Annotated in this window: 18 protein-coding genes; 17 read left to right on the top strand and 1 reads right to left on the bottom strand. The window is 43.0% G+C overall.

Going from position 1 to position 16421, the window contains the following annotated elements:
* Position 1: 1 nt before the first annotated feature.
* The 7 genes from rlmN to spoVM all read left to right on the top strand — a co-directional run bounded on the left by rlmN (position 2) and on the right by spoVM (position 6227).
* Positions 2-1084, top strand: a complete 1083-nt coding sequence (gene rlmN, locus M1D84_RS11190; RefSeq protein WP_024424208.1) for a 23S rRNA (adenine(2503)-C(2))-methyltransferase RlmN — start codon at positions 2-4, stop codon at positions 1082-1084.
* 3 nt (positions 1085-1087) lie between these two features.
* Positions 1088-1858 (top strand): Stp1/IreP family PP2C-type Ser/Thr phosphatase, encoded by a 771-nt coding sequence (locus tag M1D84_RS11185; protein ID WP_029706534.1) that lies wholly within the window; start codon positions 1088-1090, stop codon positions 1856-1858.
* On the top strand, positions 1852-3807 hold the full coding sequence (gene pknB / locus M1D84_RS11180) for a Stk1 family PASTA domain-containing Ser/Thr kinase (RefSeq protein ID WP_332284416.1): 1956 nt from the start codon (positions 1852-1854) through the stop codon (positions 3805-3807). Before M1D84_RS11185 ends, pknB begins: the two co-directional genes overlap by 7 nt.
* A 12-nt stretch (positions 3808-3819) precedes the next feature.
* Positions 3820-4716 (top strand): ribosome small subunit-dependent GTPase A, encoded by an 897-nt coding sequence (gene rsgA, locus M1D84_RS11175; RefSeq protein ID WP_024424205.1) that lies wholly within the window; start codon positions 3820-3822, stop codon positions 4714-4716.
* A 3-nt stretch (positions 4717-4719) separates the two neighbouring features.
* The gene (gene rpe / locus M1D84_RS11170) at positions 4720-5370 is read left to right on the top strand and encodes a ribulose-phosphate 3-epimerase (protein WP_024424204.1); all 651 of its coding nucleotides are present in this window, start codon (positions 4720-4722) and stop codon (positions 5368-5370) included.
* A gap of 60 nt (positions 5371-5430) precedes the next feature.
* Positions 5431-6075, top strand: coding sequence for a thiamine diphosphokinase (locus M1D84_RS11165; RefSeq protein WP_024424203.1), 645 nt, complete (start codon positions 5431-5433; stop codon positions 6073-6075).
* Positions 6076-6146: 71 nt separating this feature from the next.
* Positions 6147-6227, top strand: coding sequence for a stage V sporulation protein SpoVM (gene spoVM / locus M1D84_RS11160; RefSeq protein ID WP_008354550.1), 81 nt, complete (start codon positions 6147-6149; stop codon positions 6225-6227).
* Between the two features lie 69 nt (positions 6228-6296).
* On the opposite strand, the gene rpmB is transcribed toward spoVM, so the two are convergent.
* A complete protein-coding gene (gene rpmB, locus M1D84_RS11155; protein WP_003212514.1) occupies positions 6297-6485 on the bottom strand; it encodes a 50S ribosomal protein L28 in 189 nt (62 codons plus the stop codon).
* A gap of 271 nt (positions 6486-6756) precedes the next feature.
* Between rpmB and M1D84_RS11150 the strand changes: the two genes are divergently transcribed.
* From M1D84_RS11150 to acpP, 10 genes are all read left to right on the top strand, one after another.
* On the top strand, positions 6757-7119 hold the full coding sequence (locus tag M1D84_RS11150; RefSeq protein WP_008344871.1) for an Asp23/Gls24 family envelope stress response protein: 363 nt from the start codon (positions 6757-6759) through the stop codon (positions 7117-7119).
* Positions 7120-7134: 15 nt separating this feature from the next.
* The gene (locus tag M1D84_RS11145) at positions 7135-8808 is read left to right on the top strand and encodes a DAK2 domain-containing protein (RefSeq protein WP_024424202.1); all 1674 of its coding nucleotides are present in this window, start codon (positions 7135-7137) and stop codon (positions 8806-8808) included.
* A 148-nt stretch (positions 8809-8956) separates the two neighbouring features.
* Positions 8957-9619, top strand: coding sequence for an L-serine ammonia-lyase, iron-sulfur-dependent subunit beta (gene sdaAB / locus M1D84_RS11140; RefSeq protein WP_024424201.1), 663 nt, complete (start codon positions 8957-8959; stop codon positions 9617-9619).
* Between the two features lie 20 nt (positions 9620-9639).
* Positions 9640-10542, top strand: coding sequence for an L-serine ammonia-lyase, iron-sulfur-dependent, subunit alpha (gene sdaAA / locus M1D84_RS11135; RefSeq protein ID WP_024424200.1), 903 nt, complete (start codon positions 9640-9642; stop codon positions 10540-10542).
* Positions 10520-12568 carry an ATP-dependent DNA helicase RecG gene (gene recG / locus M1D84_RS11130; protein WP_024426964.1) on the top strand — a complete coding sequence of 683 codons (2049 nt, stop codon included), beginning with the start codon at positions 10520-10522 and terminating at the stop codon, positions 12566-12568. Before sdaAA ends, recG begins: the two co-directional genes overlap by 23 nt.
* Before the next feature lie 112 nt (positions 12569-12680).
* A complete protein-coding gene (fapR, locus tag M1D84_RS11125) occupies positions 12681-13247 on the top strand; it encodes a transcription factor FapR (RefSeq protein ID WP_024424199.1) in 567 nt (188 codons plus the stop codon).
* 15 nt (positions 13248-13262) lie between these two features.
* Positions 13263-14261: a phosphate acyltransferase PlsX gene (gene plsX / locus M1D84_RS11120; protein ID WP_216100363.1), complete on the top strand. Its 999-nt coding sequence runs from the start codon at positions 13263-13265 to the stop codon at positions 14259-14261.
* A 16-nt stretch (positions 14262-14277) separates the two neighbouring features.
* On the top strand, positions 14278-15222 hold the full coding sequence (gene fabD / locus M1D84_RS11115) for an ACP S-malonyltransferase (RefSeq protein ID WP_024424197.1): 945 nt from the start codon (positions 14278-14280) through the stop codon (positions 15220-15222).
* Positions 15222-15965 carry a 3-oxoacyl-[acyl-carrier-protein] reductase gene (gene fabG / locus M1D84_RS11110; protein WP_024424196.1) on the top strand — a complete coding sequence of 248 codons (744 nt, stop codon included), beginning with the start codon at positions 15222-15224 and terminating at the stop codon, positions 15963-15965. Before fabD ends, fabG begins: the two co-directional genes overlap by 1 nt.
* 81 nt (positions 15966-16046) lie before the next feature.
* Positions 16047-16280 (top strand): acyl carrier protein, encoded by a 234-nt coding sequence (gene acpP, locus M1D84_RS11105; protein WP_003212028.1) that lies wholly within the window; start codon positions 16047-16049, stop codon positions 16278-16280.
* The last annotated feature ends 141 nt before the right edge of the window (positions 16281-16421 follow it).

Below are 16421 nucleotides of genomic sequence, written 5' to 3'. Positions count from 1 at the left end.
AATGACAGAACAAAAAGTAAGAAAAGAACTGAAGACAGAAATGCCGTCGATCTACTCATTTGAGCTTCACGAAATGAAAGAATGGTTAAAAGAACAAGGCGAAAAGCCTTTCCGCGCAGCCCAAATTTTCGAGTGGCTTTATGAGAAACGTGTGACATCCTTTGACGATATGTCTAACCTTTCAAAGGATTTAAGAGAAAAATTAAAAAATCAATTTGCGATCACCACATTAAAAACTGTGATCAAACAAACGTCTCAAGACGGAACGATCAAGTTTTTATTTGAATTACATGATGGCTATACGATTGAAACAGTACTGATGCGCCACGAATACGGCAACTCTGTCTGTGTCACAACTCAGGTTGGCTGCCGAATCGGCTGTACATTCTGTGCATCTACACTTGGCGGGTTAAAACGAAACCTTGAAGCAGGAGAAATCGTTGCTCAAGTATTGAAAGTGCAGCAGGCACTTGACGAAACAGATGAGAGAGTCAGCTCGGTTGTCATCATGGGAATTGGCGAACCGTTTGATAACTTTGACGAAATGCTTGCCTTCCTTAAAATCATCAACCATGACAACGGCTTAAATATTGGCGCGCGTCATATTACAGTGTCGACAAGCGGAATCATTCCAAAGATCTATCAATTCGCTGATGAGCAAATGCAAATCAATTTTGCTGTCTCTCTGCATGCACCGAACACAGAGATCAGAAGCCGTCTGATGCCGATCAATAAAGCATATAAACTGCCAAAATTAATGGAAGCCATTGAATACTACATTCAAAAAACAGGTAGACGTGTCAGCTTTGAATACGGCCTGTTTGGCGGAGTAAATGATCAAGTTCATCATGCAGAAGAGCTTGCAGACTTATTAAAAGGAATCAAGTGCCACGTGAACCTCATTCCGGTGAACTATGTACCGGAAAGGGATTATGTAAGAACACCGAGAGAACAAATCTTCCTATTTGAAAAAACGCTGAAGGAACGCGGCGTAAACGTAACAATTAGACGAGAGCAAGGCCATGATATTGATGCTGCTTGCGGTCAGCTAAGAGCGAAGGAGCGTCAGGAAGAGACGAGGTGACGAATGTTGATAAGGGCAGCCTTTCAAACCGATACAGGAAAAGTCCGTCAGCATAATGAAGATGATGCAGGTATTTTTGAAGCAAAAGAAGACACCCTTCTAGCTGTTGTAGCAGATGGAATGGGAGGTCATCTTGCTGGTGATGTCGCCAGCAGGATGGCCGTCTCTTCTTTAAAAGAATATTGGGAAGAAACATCTTCAATTCCAGCAAAACCAGCAGAGCAAGAAAGCTGGTTAATCTCAAAAATAAGTGACATTAATGATCAAGTATATGAACATGCGAAAAACAATGAGGAGTGCCAAGGAATGGGGACAACCATTGTTTGTGCGCTCGTTCATTTGCAAACGGTCACAATTGCCCATATTGGAGACAGCCGCTGCTACTTGCTAAGAGAAGGAGCACTGACCCAGCTAACAGATGACCATTCACTTGTAAATGAGCTTGTGAAAACAGGTGAAATTTCTAAAGAGGATGCAGAATATCATCCAAGAAAAAATGTGCTTACGAAAGCATTAGGAACAGATAAACACGTTCAAATCGATGCACATACCTTTGAAGTGGACCCAGGAGATCAAATCCTGCTTTGCTCAGATGGTTTATCAAATAAAGTAGAAGAAGAGAATTTGATTCATATTTTAAACCAAACGACCGCACCAGATGAAAAAGTAACAGCATTAATCCAAACAGCGAATGACAACGGCGGTGAAGATAACATTACAGCAGTATTGTTAGAAATCTCCTCCCAGCCAGAGGAGGGTGACAGCAAGTGTTGATCGGAAAACGGATCAGCGGCCGTTATCAGATTCTTCGCGTCATAGGCGGAGGCGGAATGGCAAACGTTTATTTGGCGGAGGATATGATTTTAGATCGCGAAGTCGCGATTAAAATTTTGCGCTTTGACTTTGCAAGCGATGATGATTTTATTAGACGTTTCCGGCGTGAGGCGCAGTCAGCCGCAAGTTTAGATCATTCAAATATTGTCAGCATCTACGATGTAGGGGAAGAAGATGACATTTATTATATTGTCATGGAATATGTCGAAGGGATGACGCTGAAAGAATACATACATGCCAATGGCCCGCTTCATCCGAAAGAAGCCGTTCGCATTATGGAGCAAGTCGTTTCGGCAATGGAAGAAGCCCATGCAAAGCAGCTCGTCCACCGGGACATTAAGCCTCACAATATATTAATAGACAACATGGGGAATATTAAAGTCACTGATTTTGGGATTGCCATTGCACTCAGCTCAGCGACCATCACCCACACAAATTCGGTTCTAGGATCCGTGCACTATTTGTCTCCAGAGCAAGCCCGCGGAGGTCTTGCGACGAAAAAGTCAGACATCTATTCACTTGGAATTGTTCTCTATGAACTCATTTCTGGACGCATGCCATTTGAAGGGGAATCAGCTGTCAGTGTTGCGCTGAAGCATTTGCAATCAGAGCCGCCATCTGTAAGAAGGTGGAATCCTTCTGTTCCACAAAGCGTGGAAAACATCATTTTAAAGGCAATGGCCAAAGATCCATTTTATCGATATGAAGATGCATCTGAAATGCAAAAAGATCTGCAAACTGCTTTCGACCCTTCAAGACTAAAAGAAAAACGCTTTGTCATTGAAGAGGATCATGAAGCAACGAAAGCGATCCCAATCATTCAAGATCATCAAGTCGATGAAGACAATGAAAAAACAGCTGTCCATCCGGTGCAAAAACCGAAGAAAAAAGAGAAACAAAAGCCGAAAAAGAAACGAAAAAAATGGCCTTGGGTTGTGGCATCCATCCTGTTTATTCTAACTGCTGCGACTATTTTAGCTATCACTGTGTTTCCCGGACTGCTCTTTCCAAAAGATGTTGAGGTCTCTGATGTATCTGGCATGACGATTGAAAAAGCAGAGGACACCTTGAAGAAAGCCGGCTTTACCGTTGCCTCTGAACCAATTGAGATCGCTGATGAAAAAATTGAAAAAGGGCTTGTCGTCAAAACAGACCCGAAAATCGGCACAAAGGTAAAAGAAGGAACCGAGATTCAGCTTTACCAAAGTACTGGCAAAGAAAAGACCGAATTACCTGATGTAACAGGTGAAAAGGTCGATAAAGCAAAAGAATTATTAGAGAAAAAAGGGTTTAAGCAAGTTGTTGTAGAGGAAGTAAATGATAATGACACCGAATCTGGAATTGTCATGGAACAGAAACCTTCAGCGAGTACTGAGCTTGTGGCAGCAGATGAAGAAGTGACGTTGACGGTCAGCATAGGTCCTGCCGATATTACTTTGCGGGATTTAACGACATATAGTAAACAGGCTGCATCGAATTATTTAGAGGATAACGGATTAAAGCTTGATGAAAAAGAAGCGTATTCTGATGATGTACCAAAAGGTGAGGTCATGAAGCAGGAGCCAGGAGCAGGTACTGCTGTGAAACCAGGGGATACGGTTAAGATCACCTTCTCACTCGGACCGAAGAAAAAACCGGCTAAAACGGTAACTGAGAAGATTGCCATCCCGTATGAGCCAGTCACTGAAGGGCAAGAGATGACCGTTCAGATTTCCATTGACGATGCTGAGCATAGCATTTCTGATTCATATGAAACCTTTAACATCACTGCACCAACTGAACGGACCATTAAATTTAAGATTGAACCAGGTCAAAAAGGATACTATCAAGTGACGGTTGATGATAAAGTCGTAAGCTCTAAAACAATCGAATACCCTGACGATGAATAAAGGAGGGACTTTATGCCTGAGGGCAAAATTATTAAAGCATTAAGCGGATTTTATTATGTGCTCGATGAGTCTCTAGAAAGTGGAAAAGTGATTCAGTGCAGAGCGAGAGGCATTTTTCGAAAAAACAAAATCACACCTCTAGTTGGAGATTATGTCGTATATCAAGCGGATAACGATAAAGAAGGCTATTTATTAGAAGTAAAAGAACGGACAAACGAACTTGTTCGTCCGCCTATTAGTAACGTCGATCAAGCGGTGCTCGTTTTCTCTGCGACAGAACCGACCTTTAGCACATCGCTTTTAGACAGATTTCTAGTGCTGGTGGAAGCAAATGATATTAAGCCGATTATCTGTATCACAAAAATGGACTTATTGAAAACAGATGAAGAGCGTGAAAGTATTCAAGGCTATGCAGAGGACTATCGGCAAATTGGATATGATGTTCATGTAACATCCACGATCGAGGGAGACGGAATTGAAAAGCTGACCCCGCATTTTCATAATAAAATCACTGTATTTGCCGGTCAGTCTGGTGTAGGTAAGTCCTCTCTTTTAAATGCGATGAGTCCTGATTTGGCGCTGAAAACCAATGATATTTCCTCTCATCTTGGAAGGGGAAAGCATACGACAAGACATGTCGAACTTATTCGTACAGCAGAAGGGCTCATTGCAGATACACCTGGCTTTAGCTCGCTCGAATTTACCGGCATTGAAGCGGAAGATTTAGGCCTTTACTTTTTAGAAATCAAAGAGCGGAGTGCAGATTGTAAGTTTAGAGGCTGTCTGCACGTGAAAGAGCCTGGCTGTGCGGTAAAAGGTGCGGTCGAACAAGAGCAAATCAGAGCGTATCGCTATCAGCATTATTTAGAGTTTTTAACTGAAATCAAAGACAGAAAGCCGAGGTACTAAATCATGGTTTATATTGCCCCTTCCATTTTATCAGCAGATTTCGCCAATTTGGAGAAAGATATCCGTGATGTGGAACAAGGCGGAGCGGATTACATTCATATCGACGTGATGGACGGCCATTTTGTACCGAATATTACATTTGGGCCGAATGTTGTGGAAGCAATCAGACCGCATACAAAGCTGCCGCTCGATGTTCACTTAATGATTGAGCAGCCAGACCGGTATATTCCTGCATTCGCAAAAGCAGGTGCTGACATTATATCTGTCCATGTAGAGGCTTGTCCGCACTTGCACCGCACGATACAGCACATAAAAGAACAAGGCGTAAAAGCAGGTGTCGTTTTGAACCCGCACACACCTGTTTCCCAGATTGAGCATGTATTAGAGGATGTAGACCTTGTCTTATTCATGACGGTGAATCCTGGTTTTGGCGGACAGGCGTTCATTCCATCTGTCCTCGAGAAGGTAAAAGAAGTGAAGACCCTTAGCGAACAAAAGGGCTTAGCAGACTTACTCATAGAAATAGACGGCGGTGTCAATGTAGAGACTGCAAAGAGCTGTAAAGAGGCGGGCGCTAACTTACTTGTGGCCGGCTCAGCGGTATACGGTAAAAACAACCGTGCAGCAGCCATTCAGGCCATTCGAGAAGCGTAAAAAAAGGAACCAAAGTCACTCTGATCTTTGGTTCTTTTTACATGGAGAGGAGCGTATATCATGCACATACATATCGTAGCCGGCGGTCCTTTTGAATACATCCCGCCCCTTGAACAGGAAGCATCACAGGACGATATTCTCTGGGTCGGTGTAGACCGGGGGACGCTTTTTTTACTAGAGCACGGCATCATGCCTGCCAAGGCTTTTGGTGATTTTGACAGTGTGACAGAAGAAGAGCTTTGTGAGCTGAAAAAGAAATTGCCTGCCTTGAATGTATTTCAGGCTGAAAAGGATGAAACCGATTTAGAGCTTGCGCTGAACTGGGCCATGCGCCAGCACCCAGCGCATATTCACATCTACGGCATTACAGGAGGAAGGGCTGATCACTTTCTAGGAAATATTCACCTTCTATATCAAGGCATTCAGCACAAGCAGAACATCACTCTTGTAGATAAGCAAAATATCATTCAAATGTTTGGACCTGGTACATACGAAATAAAAGAAGACCCGGATAAAAAATATGTGTCGTTCCTGCCCTTTGGTACATCGGTTGAAAAGCTGACATTAAAAGGTTTCAAATATCCTCTGAAAAATTGTCATATTGAGCCTGGTTCCACACTATGTATTAGTAACGAACTCATCCACTCAAATGGTACTTTTTCTTTTCATGAAGGCATATTAATAATGGTAAGAAGCAAAGATTGACCAACCTATCAATGTGGATGGCTGATTAAGCTCAATTGTGCTGCAAGCGGTACTTTTAGGAGGGGGACAAAATGAAATTTTATACAATCAAACTGCCTAGATTTCTTGGCGGCATTGTCCGTGCGATGCTTGGTTCATTTAAAAAAGATTAATGAGTAATCTCCTTTATTTCCACATAAAAACGCCTGCTACAGTTTATTGTAGCAGGCGTTTACTCTTGCTTATACACGCTCAACTTTACCAGATTTCAAAGCTCGAGCTGATACATATACTCTTTTAGGCTTACCGTCCACTAGAATACGAACTTTTTGAAGGTTCGCGCCCCATGTACGTTTTGTAGAGTTCATTGCGTGAGAACGGTTGTTCCCAGCTTTTGTTTTTCTGCCTGTAATAACGCATTTACGTGCCATTTGTTTCCCTCCTAACTGCGAAAACATCATCATATTCTTCATATACGTACTTAGAGATGCCTCAAGATACTTTAATAATTTACCACAGCTTCAAGGGGTTTGCAAGGATTGTTTACTCCTCTTTCAAGAAAAATACCTTGACATCTTGATAAAAAATCAAGGCTATAGTATAAGTAGGATTGGGTCGGATTGAATGATTTCTTTTAAAAAGAAGGGTCTTATAGTAAAATAGTGATAACTCAGGGCAATTTCTCAAAAAGGGGGAACCAATGTGTCCATTGAACTTAGAACGAAATACGGACAAATTGATATATCAAATGAAGTCATTGCAATGGTGGCAGGAGGCGCTGCGATCGATTGCTATGGTATTGTTGGCATGGCGTCCAAAAATCAAATCAAGGACGGCTTGACGGATATTCTCCGCAAAGAGAACTTCAGCCGGGGTGTTCTTGTGCGTCAAAAAGAAGACCGCATTCATATTGATATGTACATCATCGTCAGCTACGGTACAAAAATATCAGAAGTCGCACATAATGTTCAAACGAAAGTCAAATACACGATTCATCACACAATTGGACTTTCTGTTGACTCGGTCAACATTTATGTACAAGGAGTAAAAGTTACGAACCCGTAGTAAGGAGGAAATATATTGTCTATTAGAAATCTTGATGGCCGCTCATTTGCAAAAATGATTCTTGCAGGTGCTCACCATCTTTCTCAAAACGCACAAATTGTTGATGCGTTAAATGTTTTTCCAGTGCCAGATGGAGACACGGGGACAAATATGAATTTGTCGATGACTTCAGGGGCAAAAGCAGTTGAAGAAACAAATACCGATCATATTGGGAAGGTCGGCGTGGCCCTCTCGAAAGGGTTATTGATGGGCGCAAGAGGAAACTCTGGCGTGATCCTGTCACAGCTCTTTAGAGGTTTCAGTAAACATATTGAACAAAAAGAAACGATTGACGCAAAAGAATTTGCTCTTGCCTTACAGGCGGGTGTTGATACAGCATATAAAGCCGTGATGAAACCGATTGAAGGAACGATTTTAACAGTTGCAAAGGATGCAGCAAAGAAAGCGGTTGCTGTTTCGGCAGCAGAGGATCAAATTGACCGCGTTCTAGAGTTAACGATTGAGGAAGCAAGAGCATCACTTGATCGAACGCCAGATCTGCTTCCTGTCTTAAAAGAAGTGGGTGTTGTCGATAGTGGAGGTAAAGGACTTCTATGCGTATATGAAGGTTTCCTTGCTTCATTAAGAGGAGAAGAGCTTCCTCCTAAAGCGGCTTCTTTACCTACGTTAAAAGAGCTCGTTAGTGCAGAGCATCATAAAAGTGCGCAAAGCCATATGAACACAGAAGATATCGAATTTGGCTACTGTACTGAATTTATGGTGAAATTTGAAGAAGACAAACAGTCCTTTGATGAGAATGCCTTCAGACAAGACTTAAGTGAATTCGGAGATTCACTTCTTGTGGTGTCTGACGATACACTGGCGAAAGTTCATATTCATGCAGAGCAGCCAGGAGATGTCTTATCCTATGCACAGCGCTACGGCAGCTTAATTAATATGAAAATTGAAAACATGAGAGAGCAGCATAGCTCAATCGTGAACGAAGAAAGAGAACATGTGCCTGCTGCACCAAAAGCACCTGCTGCTGAAAAACAGCGCTTTGGCGTCGTCAGTGTCGCAATGGGAGAAGGAATTGCTGACTTGTTCAAAAGCATCGGAGCTTCCGTCGTCATTGAAGGCGGACAGACGATGAATCCGAGCACAGAAGACATTGTCACAGCAATAGAAAGCGTACATGCCGAAACCGTCTTTATCTTACCTAATAATTCTAATATTGTCATGGCAGCTAAACAGGCGGCAACTGTCTCAAACCGTGAGGTCGTTGTCATTCCGACGAAGACCGTTCCTCAAGGAATGTCGGCACTTCTTTCTCTCAATGAAGCAGCTTCAAATGAAGACAACGAAAGAGCGATGCTAGAAGCGATTGACCATGTGAAAAGCGGGCAAATTACCTTTGCAGTGAGAGATACTCAAATTGATGGCATCGACATTGCCAAAGGTGACTATATGGGTCTGTTCAACGGAAAAATCACGTTAACAGCGAAAAATCAATTAGATGCAGCAAAAGAACTTCTCACCAAAATGGTGTCAGAAGATGATGAGATCGTCACCATCATTAAAGGGGAAGATGCACCATCTGATGAGCTGGATGCACTGCAAGCCTTTATTGAAGAAACATTTGAAGATGTAGAAGTTGAAGTCCACGATGGAAAACAGCCGCTTTATTCATATATTTTGGCGGTTGAATAACGAAAGAAGGGCAAATAAAGCCCTTCTTCTTCTTTTGCAATTTTTTACTAGCCATTCCACGGTGAAATGAGTTGCGGGAAACGAATGAATCCATTAGTCTAAAGAAAGAACCAAACCATACGCGAGTGGTGATGAGAGGGGAAGACCTATGAAATTTAGAAGTGTGTTTGATATTATTGGACCTGTCATGATTGGGCCATCAAGTTCGCACACAGCGGGTGCGGCTCGTATAGGGAGAGTAGCTCGCAGCTTATTTGGAAGAGAACCGAAACGAATTGTCGTTTCATTTTATGGTTCTTTTAAAGATACGTATAAAGGACACGGTACAGATGTCGCCATTATTGGCGGTGTTCTTGACTTTGATACATTTGATGAACGAATCAAAACAGCGATCGATATTGCAAAAAGCAAAGAGATCGACATTGAATTTAAAGAAGAAGAGGCGGTGCCGGCGCATCCGAATACAGCAAAAGTAGAGATTTCAGATGCGAACGGAAGCCTTGAACTAATCGGGATTTCCATCGGCGGAGGTAAAATTGAAATCACAGAATTAAATGGCTTTGAGCTCAGGCTTTCAGGGAATCACCCTGCCATTCTTGTGGTTCATAACGATCGCTACGGGACGATTGCGGCAGTTGCTAATGTCCTAGCGAAATTCGCCATCAACATCGGTCATATGGAAGTGGCGCGTAAAGATGTCGGGCAAGAGGCACTGATGACCATTGAAGTGGATCAAAATATTGACCCAGCTGTCCTATCAGAGCTTGAAACGCTGCCAAACATTATTCAAGTCACACAAATTGCAGAGTAACAACAAGGAGGTTATGAATGATGTTTAAAAACGTCAAAGAACTCGTGCAGCTAACAGAAGAACGGAATACCTCCATTTCAGAAATTATGATTGTGCAAGAAATGGAAGTGACAGGGAAGTCACGTGAAGAAATTTTCTCCCAGATGTACCGCAACCTAGAAGTGATGGAGCAGGCCGTTGAAAACGGGCTGAAGGGTGTGAAATCATTATCAGGGTTAACAGGCGGAGATGCGGTCAAACTTCAAGCCTATATCGCATCAGGCAAAACGCTGTCTGGTCATACGATATTAGATGCTGTCAGTAAAGCAGTTGCAACAAATGAAGTCAATGCCGCAATGGGAACCATTTGTGCCACGCCTACAGCAGGCTCAGCAGGTGTTGTACCAGGTACGTTATTTGCAGTAAAAGAAACATTAAAGCCAACAAAGGAACAAATGGTCAGATTTCTATTTACTTCTGGCGCATTTGGTTTTGTTGTGGCGAATAACGCGAGCATTTCCGGTGCAGCAGGCGGCTGTCAGGCAGAGGTAGGTTCTGCATCAGGTATGGCGGCAGCAGCGATTGTCGAGATGGCAGGCGGTACACCGCAGCAATCTGCAGAAGCAATGGCGATTACACTGAAAAATATGCTTGGACTTGTTTGCGATCCAGTAGCGGGACTTGTCGAGGTACCTTGCGTGAAACGAAACGCAATGGGTGCATCTAACGCCATGATCGCAGCAGACATGGCTCTTGCTGGCATCACAAGCCGCATTCCTTGTGATGAAGTCATTGATGCGATGTACAAAATCGGTCAAACGATGCCAACAGCTCTTCGCGAAACTGCACAAGGCGGTCTCGCTGCGACACCGACAGCAAGAGAGCTTGAAAAGAAGATTTTCGGAGGTGTGACCTCATCTCGTGATACAGAAACTGCAAGATAATGTCTCTGTCCTGAAGGGGATTGGAGAGGAAACCGAAAAAACACTCAATGAACTTGGAATCTACACAGTAGCCGATTTACTCGGCTACTTTCCTTATCGATATGACGACTATGAGCTTCGTAACTTAGAAGAAGTCAAGCATGACGAACGTGTCACAGTTGAAGGAAAAGTACATAGTGAGCCCGTTCTCACCTATTATGGAAAAAAACGAAGCAGGCTGACATTCAGGCTGCTTGTCGGGCGTTTTCTCATTACAGCGATTTGTTTCAATCGCCCATATTTAAAACGAAGCCTTGTGTTAGGTGATACAGTTTCCGTTACAGGAAAATGGGATAAAAACCGTCAATCTATCATGGTGCAGGAATTTAAAAAAGGGACGCACGAGCAAGATGGCAGTATAGAGCCCGTTTATTCAGTAAAAGAAAATGTGACCGTGAAAATGATGAGGCGCTTTGTAAAGCAGGCCTTGTCACTTTATGCAGACAAAGCTGAAGATCCATTGCCAAAGCAGCTTGTCTCTGCCTATAAACTCATGTCCTATCAGGAAGCATTAAAAGCCATTCATCTTCCAGAAACAAGGGACTCGCTCAAGCAAGCAAGACGCCGTTTTGTGTACGAGGAATTTCTCATTTTTCAGCTGAAGATGCAGGCGATTAGAAAGAAAGAACGAGAGAGAACATCAGGCATCCAGCATCCGTTTTCCAAAGAGGCTGTTTTTGAGTTTGTTAACAGCCTGCCATTTCCGCTGACGAAGGCACAATCAAGAGTACTTGATGAAATCATGTCGGACATGGCGTCTCCATATCGAATGAACCGGCTGCTTCAAGGAGATGTAGGTTCAGGGAAAACAGCTGTTGCAGCCATTGCGCTTTATGCCGCTCATTTATCAGGTTTTCAAGGTGCATTAATGGTCCCAACAGAAATTTTGGCAGAGCAGCATGCCGATTCACTTTACCAGCTGTTTGAAAAATGGGGGCTGAATATCGCCCTTTTGACAAGCTCTGTGAAAGGAAAAAGACGCAGAGAATTGCTTGAACGTTTAAAAGAAGGCGAGATTGACATATTAGTCGGCACGCACGCCCTCATTCAAGACGAAGTCGAATTTCAGCAGCTCGGTCTTGTCATCACAGATGAACAGCACCGGTTTGGCGTAGAGCAGCGGAAAAAACTGCGAAGTAAAGGACAGGACCCAGATGTCTTGTTTATGACGGCCACACCTATTCCGCGAACACTTGCGATCACTGTCTTTGGAGAAATGGACGTATCCGTCATTGATGAATTGCCAGCTGGCAGAAAACAAATCGAAACGTATTGGGTGAAGCATGACATGCTTGAGAGAATTCTTGCTTTTGTGGATAAAGAGCTGAGAAAAGGCAGACAGGCATATATTATTTGTCCGCTCATTGAAGAATCAGACAAGCTGGATGTGCAAAATGCGCTTGATGTCCATAGCATGCTCACTGAGGCATACCGCGGCAAGTGGTCAATCGGCTTAATGCATGGGAAGCTGGCAAGTGATGAAAAAGATCAGGTCATGAGAGCCTTTACCGCAAATGAAGTACAAATTCTCGTTTCAACCACAGTCGTTGAAGTCGGGGTCAACGTACCGAATGCAACCATCATGGTCATTTATGATGCAGACCGCTTCGGACTGTCTCAGCTTCATCAGCTAAGAGGCCGGGTCGGACGAGGAGAACATCAATCATTTTGTATTTTAATGGCTGATCCGAAGTCCGAAACAGGGAAAGAGCGGATGCGGATCATGTCCGAAACAACCGATGGCTTTGAGCTGTCTGAAAAGGACTTAGAACTAAGAGGACCCGGAGATTTCTTCGGTAAAAAACAAAGCGGGATGCCAGAATTTAAGGTAGCAGATATGGTTCACGACTATAGAGCGCTGGAAACGGCTAGAAAAGATGCAGCAGACCTTGTCCAATCGGACGCCTTTTGGACTGATCCCGAATACAAAGAACTCCGGCAAACGCTGATAGACAGCGGTGTGCTGGGAGGAGATAAATTAAGCTGATCAAACGCTGGAGGAATTTTCTTGTCTTTTTGAAACAAGGATTGATTTATCATCTATGAGATTATATACTACTATTAGTACCTAGTCATAAATGTACGGATGGTGTCTGCATATGAAACTAAATAAAAAAGAACGTCAAAAGCTTCTCCAGCAAACGATCAGCTCGACTCCATTCATTACTGATGAAGAATTGGCAAGTAAATTCGGTGTCAGCATACAAACGGTTCGTCTTGATCGTTTAGAGCTGTCGATCCCTGAATTACGCGAAAGAATTAAGCATGTGGCCGAAAAGACATTAGAGGATGAAGTAAAGTCACTTCCACTGGATGAAGTGATTGGAGAAATGATTGATGTAGAACTTGATGACCAAGCCATTTCCATCTTAGAAGTGAGAAAAGAGCATGTATTCAGCCGAAACCAAATTGCCAGGGGACATCATCTCTTCGCCCAGGCAAATTCGCTGGCAGTTGCCGTCATTGACGATGAACTGGCTTTGACTGCAAAAGCGAATATCAGGTTTACAAGGCAGGTGAAACAAGGCGAAAGAGTCGTCTCTAAAGCCAAAGTAGCCTCACATGATAAAGAAAAAGGAAGAACCGTAGTTGAAGTAAACAGCTATGTTGGTGAGGAAGTTGTCTTCTCAGGTGACTTCGTCATGTATCGCTCAAAACAAAAGTAAAAGGTGGCACGTAATATGAGAATTGCAGTCGATGCAATGGGGGGAGATCATGCCCCTAAAGCCATTATTGACGGTGTGCAAAAAAGCTTAACAGCATTTTCAGATATCGAGATTACACTTGTCGGCGATGAAAACAAAATCAAACCATACATAACAAACAACGACCGCATCACAATTTTAGATGCAAAAGAAATCATTGAACCGACGGATGAACCAGTGCGTGCAGTCAGACGTAAAAAGGATTCATCTATGGTGAAAATGGCGCAGGAAGTATCCGAGGGACGAGCAGATGCCTGCATCTCAGCAGGAAATACTGGCGCCCTCATGACAGCGGGACTGTTTATCGTAGGCAGAATTGACGGTATTGACAGACCAGCCCTTGCCCCAACTTTGCCAACACTGGATGGCAGCGGCTTCTTATTACTAGATGTTGGTGCCAACGTTGATGCTAAACCAGAGCATCTCGTGCAATATGCCATGATGGGATCAATCTACGCAGAGCGTGTTTTCCCAAAGAGCAATCCGCGTGTTGGACTGTTAAATGTAGGGACAGAAGATAAAAAAGGCAACGATTTAACGAAAAAAACCTTTGAATTATTAAAAGCATCAGACTTGAATTTCGTAGGAAATGTAGAGTCCCGTGACTTATTAGAAGGTGTTGCTGACGTTGTTGTCACAGATGGTTTCACAGGAAATATTGCGCTTAAAACAATTGAAGGCACAGCCCTTTCTGTTTTTAAAATGCTGAAAGAAACCTTAACATCAAGCTTCACAGCAAAAATAGCAGCAGGCATGATGAAGCCGAAATTGATGCAGATGAAATCTAAAATGGATTACTCCGAATATGGCGGTGCCGCTTTATTTGGTTTAAAGGCACCTGTTATTAAAGCGCACGGCTCCTCTGATGAAAATGCCATTTTCCATGCAATTCGTCAGGCGCGTGATATCGTAGAAAAAGATGTTTCAGCTATCATTCATCAAGAAGTCCAAAAAGAAACGACGAAAGAGTCTTAATTGGAGGTAAAGCAGCATGACTAAAATTGCATTTTTATTCCCTGGCCAAGGCTCTCAAAAAATTGGCATGGGAAAAGATTTATTTGACCAAGAAGCAGTATCTAAAGCTGTTTTTGAAGAAGCAGACAATACCCTCGGGTTTGACTTATCTTCTATGATTTTTGAAGGGGATGCAGAAGAACTGACGCTCACCTTTAACGCGCAGCCAGCTCTTTTAACGACAAGTATCGCCATCTTAAAGAAATTTGAAGAGAGCGGAATCAAAGCAGATTATGCAGCAGGACACAGTCTTGGTGAATACACTGCCCTCGTTGCAGCAGGCGCACTTTCGTTTAAAGATGCTGTTTATGCAGTCAGAAAGCGCGGAGAATTAATGAATGAAGCTGTTCCAGCAGGAGAAGGCGCCATGGCAGCAATTCTTGGCTTAGACAAAGCGGCACTTGAAGAAGTGACAAAAGAAGTGACAGAGAGCGGTCACCTTGTAGAGCTCGCTAACTTAAACTGTCCTGGTCAAATCGTGATCTCTGGTACAGCAAAAGGAGTAGAACTTGCTTCAGAGAAAGCGAAAGAAAAAGGCGCAAAACGTGCAATTGCCCTTGAAGTAAGCGGACCTTTCCATTCTGCATTAATGAAACCAGCCGCTGAAAAATTTACAGATGTTTTGTCAAAGCTGGATATTGCGGATGCCAAAACTCCGGTCATCTCAAACGTAACAGCAGACATCGTGACTTCTCGTGATGAAATTGAGACAAAGCTCATTGAACAACTGTATTCTCCAGTTCGTTTTGAAGAAAGTGTGGAACGCCTTATTGATTTAGGCGTCACAACATTTATTGAAATTGGTCCTGGCAAAGTGCTTTCAGGTCTTGTGAAAAAAGTGAATCGCCGCCTGACGACGATTTCCGTTTCAGATCAAGAAACAATTGAAGCAGCCATTCAAACACTCAAGGGGGATTCTTGATGCTTACAAATAAAACAGCCGTTGTAACAGGAGCATCACGCGGGATTGGCCGTTCCATCGCGATCGATCTAGCGAAAAGTGGTGCAAATGTTGTCGTGAACTATTCTGGAAACGAAGCAAAAGCAAATGAAGTCGTAGATGAAATCAAAGCACTCGGCCAGCAGGCATTTGCTGTGAAAGCTGATGTCTCAAATGCTGAAGAAGTACAAGCCATGATGAAACAAGCAATTGATACCTTTGGTTCAATTGACATTCTTGTGAATAATGCAGGGATCACAAAGGACAATCTGCTCATGAGAATGAAAGAGAATGAATGGGATGATGTCATTAACATAAACTTAAAAGGTGTCTTTAACTGTACAAAAGCCGTGACACGTCAAATGATGAAGCAAAGAAGCGGAAGAATCATCAATTTGGCTTCAGTCGTTGGTGTGTGTGGAAACCCTGGACAAGCAAACTATGTTGCAGCAAAAGCTGGTGTCATCGGATTAACGAAAACAACAGCAAAAGAGCTGGCAACCCGTCATATTACTGTTAATGCAGTAGCACCAGGCTTTATTTCAACAGATATGACAGACAAGCTTGATGAAAATGTACAGACGGAAATGCTCAAGCAAATTCCGCTCGCACGCTTTGGTGCACCTGAAGATATTAGCAACGTCGTTGTCTTTTTAGCTTCAGAAGGAGCAGGTTATATTACAGGCCAAACCATCCAAGTAGATGGCGGAATGGTCATGTCCTAAGAAATATCAAAATTTCATTAGGTTTTCTCTAGTTTTTTAAAAACAATTCAACTATAATACTTTGAGGGGAGGTGAAAGGCAATGGCAGACGTATTAGAGCGTGTATCAAAAATTATTGTAGACCGCCTTGGCGTTGATGAGGCTGACGTGAAAATGGAAGCTTCATTTAAAGAAGATTTAGGCGCTGATTCCCTTGATGTAGTTGAGCTAGTTATGGAACTTGAAGATGAGTTCGATATGGAAATTTCTGACGAAGATGCTGAAAAAATTGCAACAGTCGGTGACGCTGTGAACTACATAAATAGCCAGCAATAAGCGTAACAAAGTCCCGTCTACTTTCGACGGGACTTTGAAAATTTATGTTAGTTTCAACACATTCAGCTGATCAATTGTCAGCCTTTTTCAGATGCTGGGAGCAATGTTTCCCTGCATGTAGAAAGAGAGACTCCATATAAT

The organism is Bacillus sp. PK5-006 (assembly GCF_054161415.1).
This window is presented reverse-complemented; position numbering and strand designations above follow the sequence as displayed.

Excerpts from the sequence above, each read along its gene's own strand:
- sdaAA (WP_024424200.1), top strand. The coding sequence starts at position 9,640 with ATGTTTAAAAACGTCAAAGAACTCGTGCAGCTAACAGAAGAACGGAAT.
- acpP (WP_003212028.1), top strand. The coding sequence starts at position 16,047 with ATGGCAGACGTATTAGAGCGTGTATCAAAAATTATTGTAGACCGCCTT.
- rpmB (WP_003212514.1), bottom strand. The coding sequence starts at position 6,485 with ATGGCACGTAAATGCGTTATTACAGGCAGAAAAACAAAAGCTGGGAAC.
- fabG (WP_024424196.1), top strand. The coding sequence starts at position 15,222 with ATGCTTACAAATAAAACAGCCGTTGTAACAGGAGCATCACGCGGGATT.
- rpe (WP_024424204.1), top strand. The coding sequence starts at position 4,720 with ATGGTTTATATTGCCCCTTCCATTTTATCAGCAGATTTCGCCAATTTG.
- M1D84_RS11165 (WP_024424203.1), top strand. The coding sequence starts at position 5,431 with ATGCACATACATATCGTAGCCGGCGGTCCTTTTGAATACATCCCGCCC.
- rsgA (WP_024424205.1), top strand. The coding sequence starts at position 3,820 with ATGCCTGAGGGCAAAATTATTAAAGCATTAAGCGGATTTTATTATGTG.
- fabD (WP_024424197.1), top strand. The coding sequence starts at position 14,278 with ATGACTAAAATTGCATTTTTATTCCCTGGCCAAGGCTCTCAAAAAATT.
- sdaAB (WP_024424201.1), top strand. The coding sequence starts at position 8,957 with ATGAAATTTAGAAGTGTGTTTGATATTATTGGACCTGTCATGATTGGG.
- rlmN (WP_024424208.1), top strand. The coding sequence starts at position 2 with ATGACAGAACAAAAAGTAAGAAAAGAACTGAAGACAGAAATGCCGTCG.
- spoVM (WP_008354550.1), top strand. The coding sequence starts at position 6,147 with ATGAAATTTTATACAATCAAACTGCCTAGATTTCTTGGCGGCATTGTC.
- fapR (WP_024424199.1), top strand. The coding sequence starts at position 12,681 with ATGAAACTAAATAAAAAAGAACGTCAAAAGCTTCTCCAGCAAACGATC.
- plsX (WP_216100363.1), top strand. The coding sequence starts at position 13,263 with ATGAGAATTGCAGTCGATGCAATGGGGGGAGATCATGCCCCTAAAGCC.
- M1D84_RS11185 (WP_029706534.1), top strand. The coding sequence starts at position 1,088 with ATGTTGATAAGGGCAGCCTTTCAAACCGATACAGGAAAAGTCCGTCAG.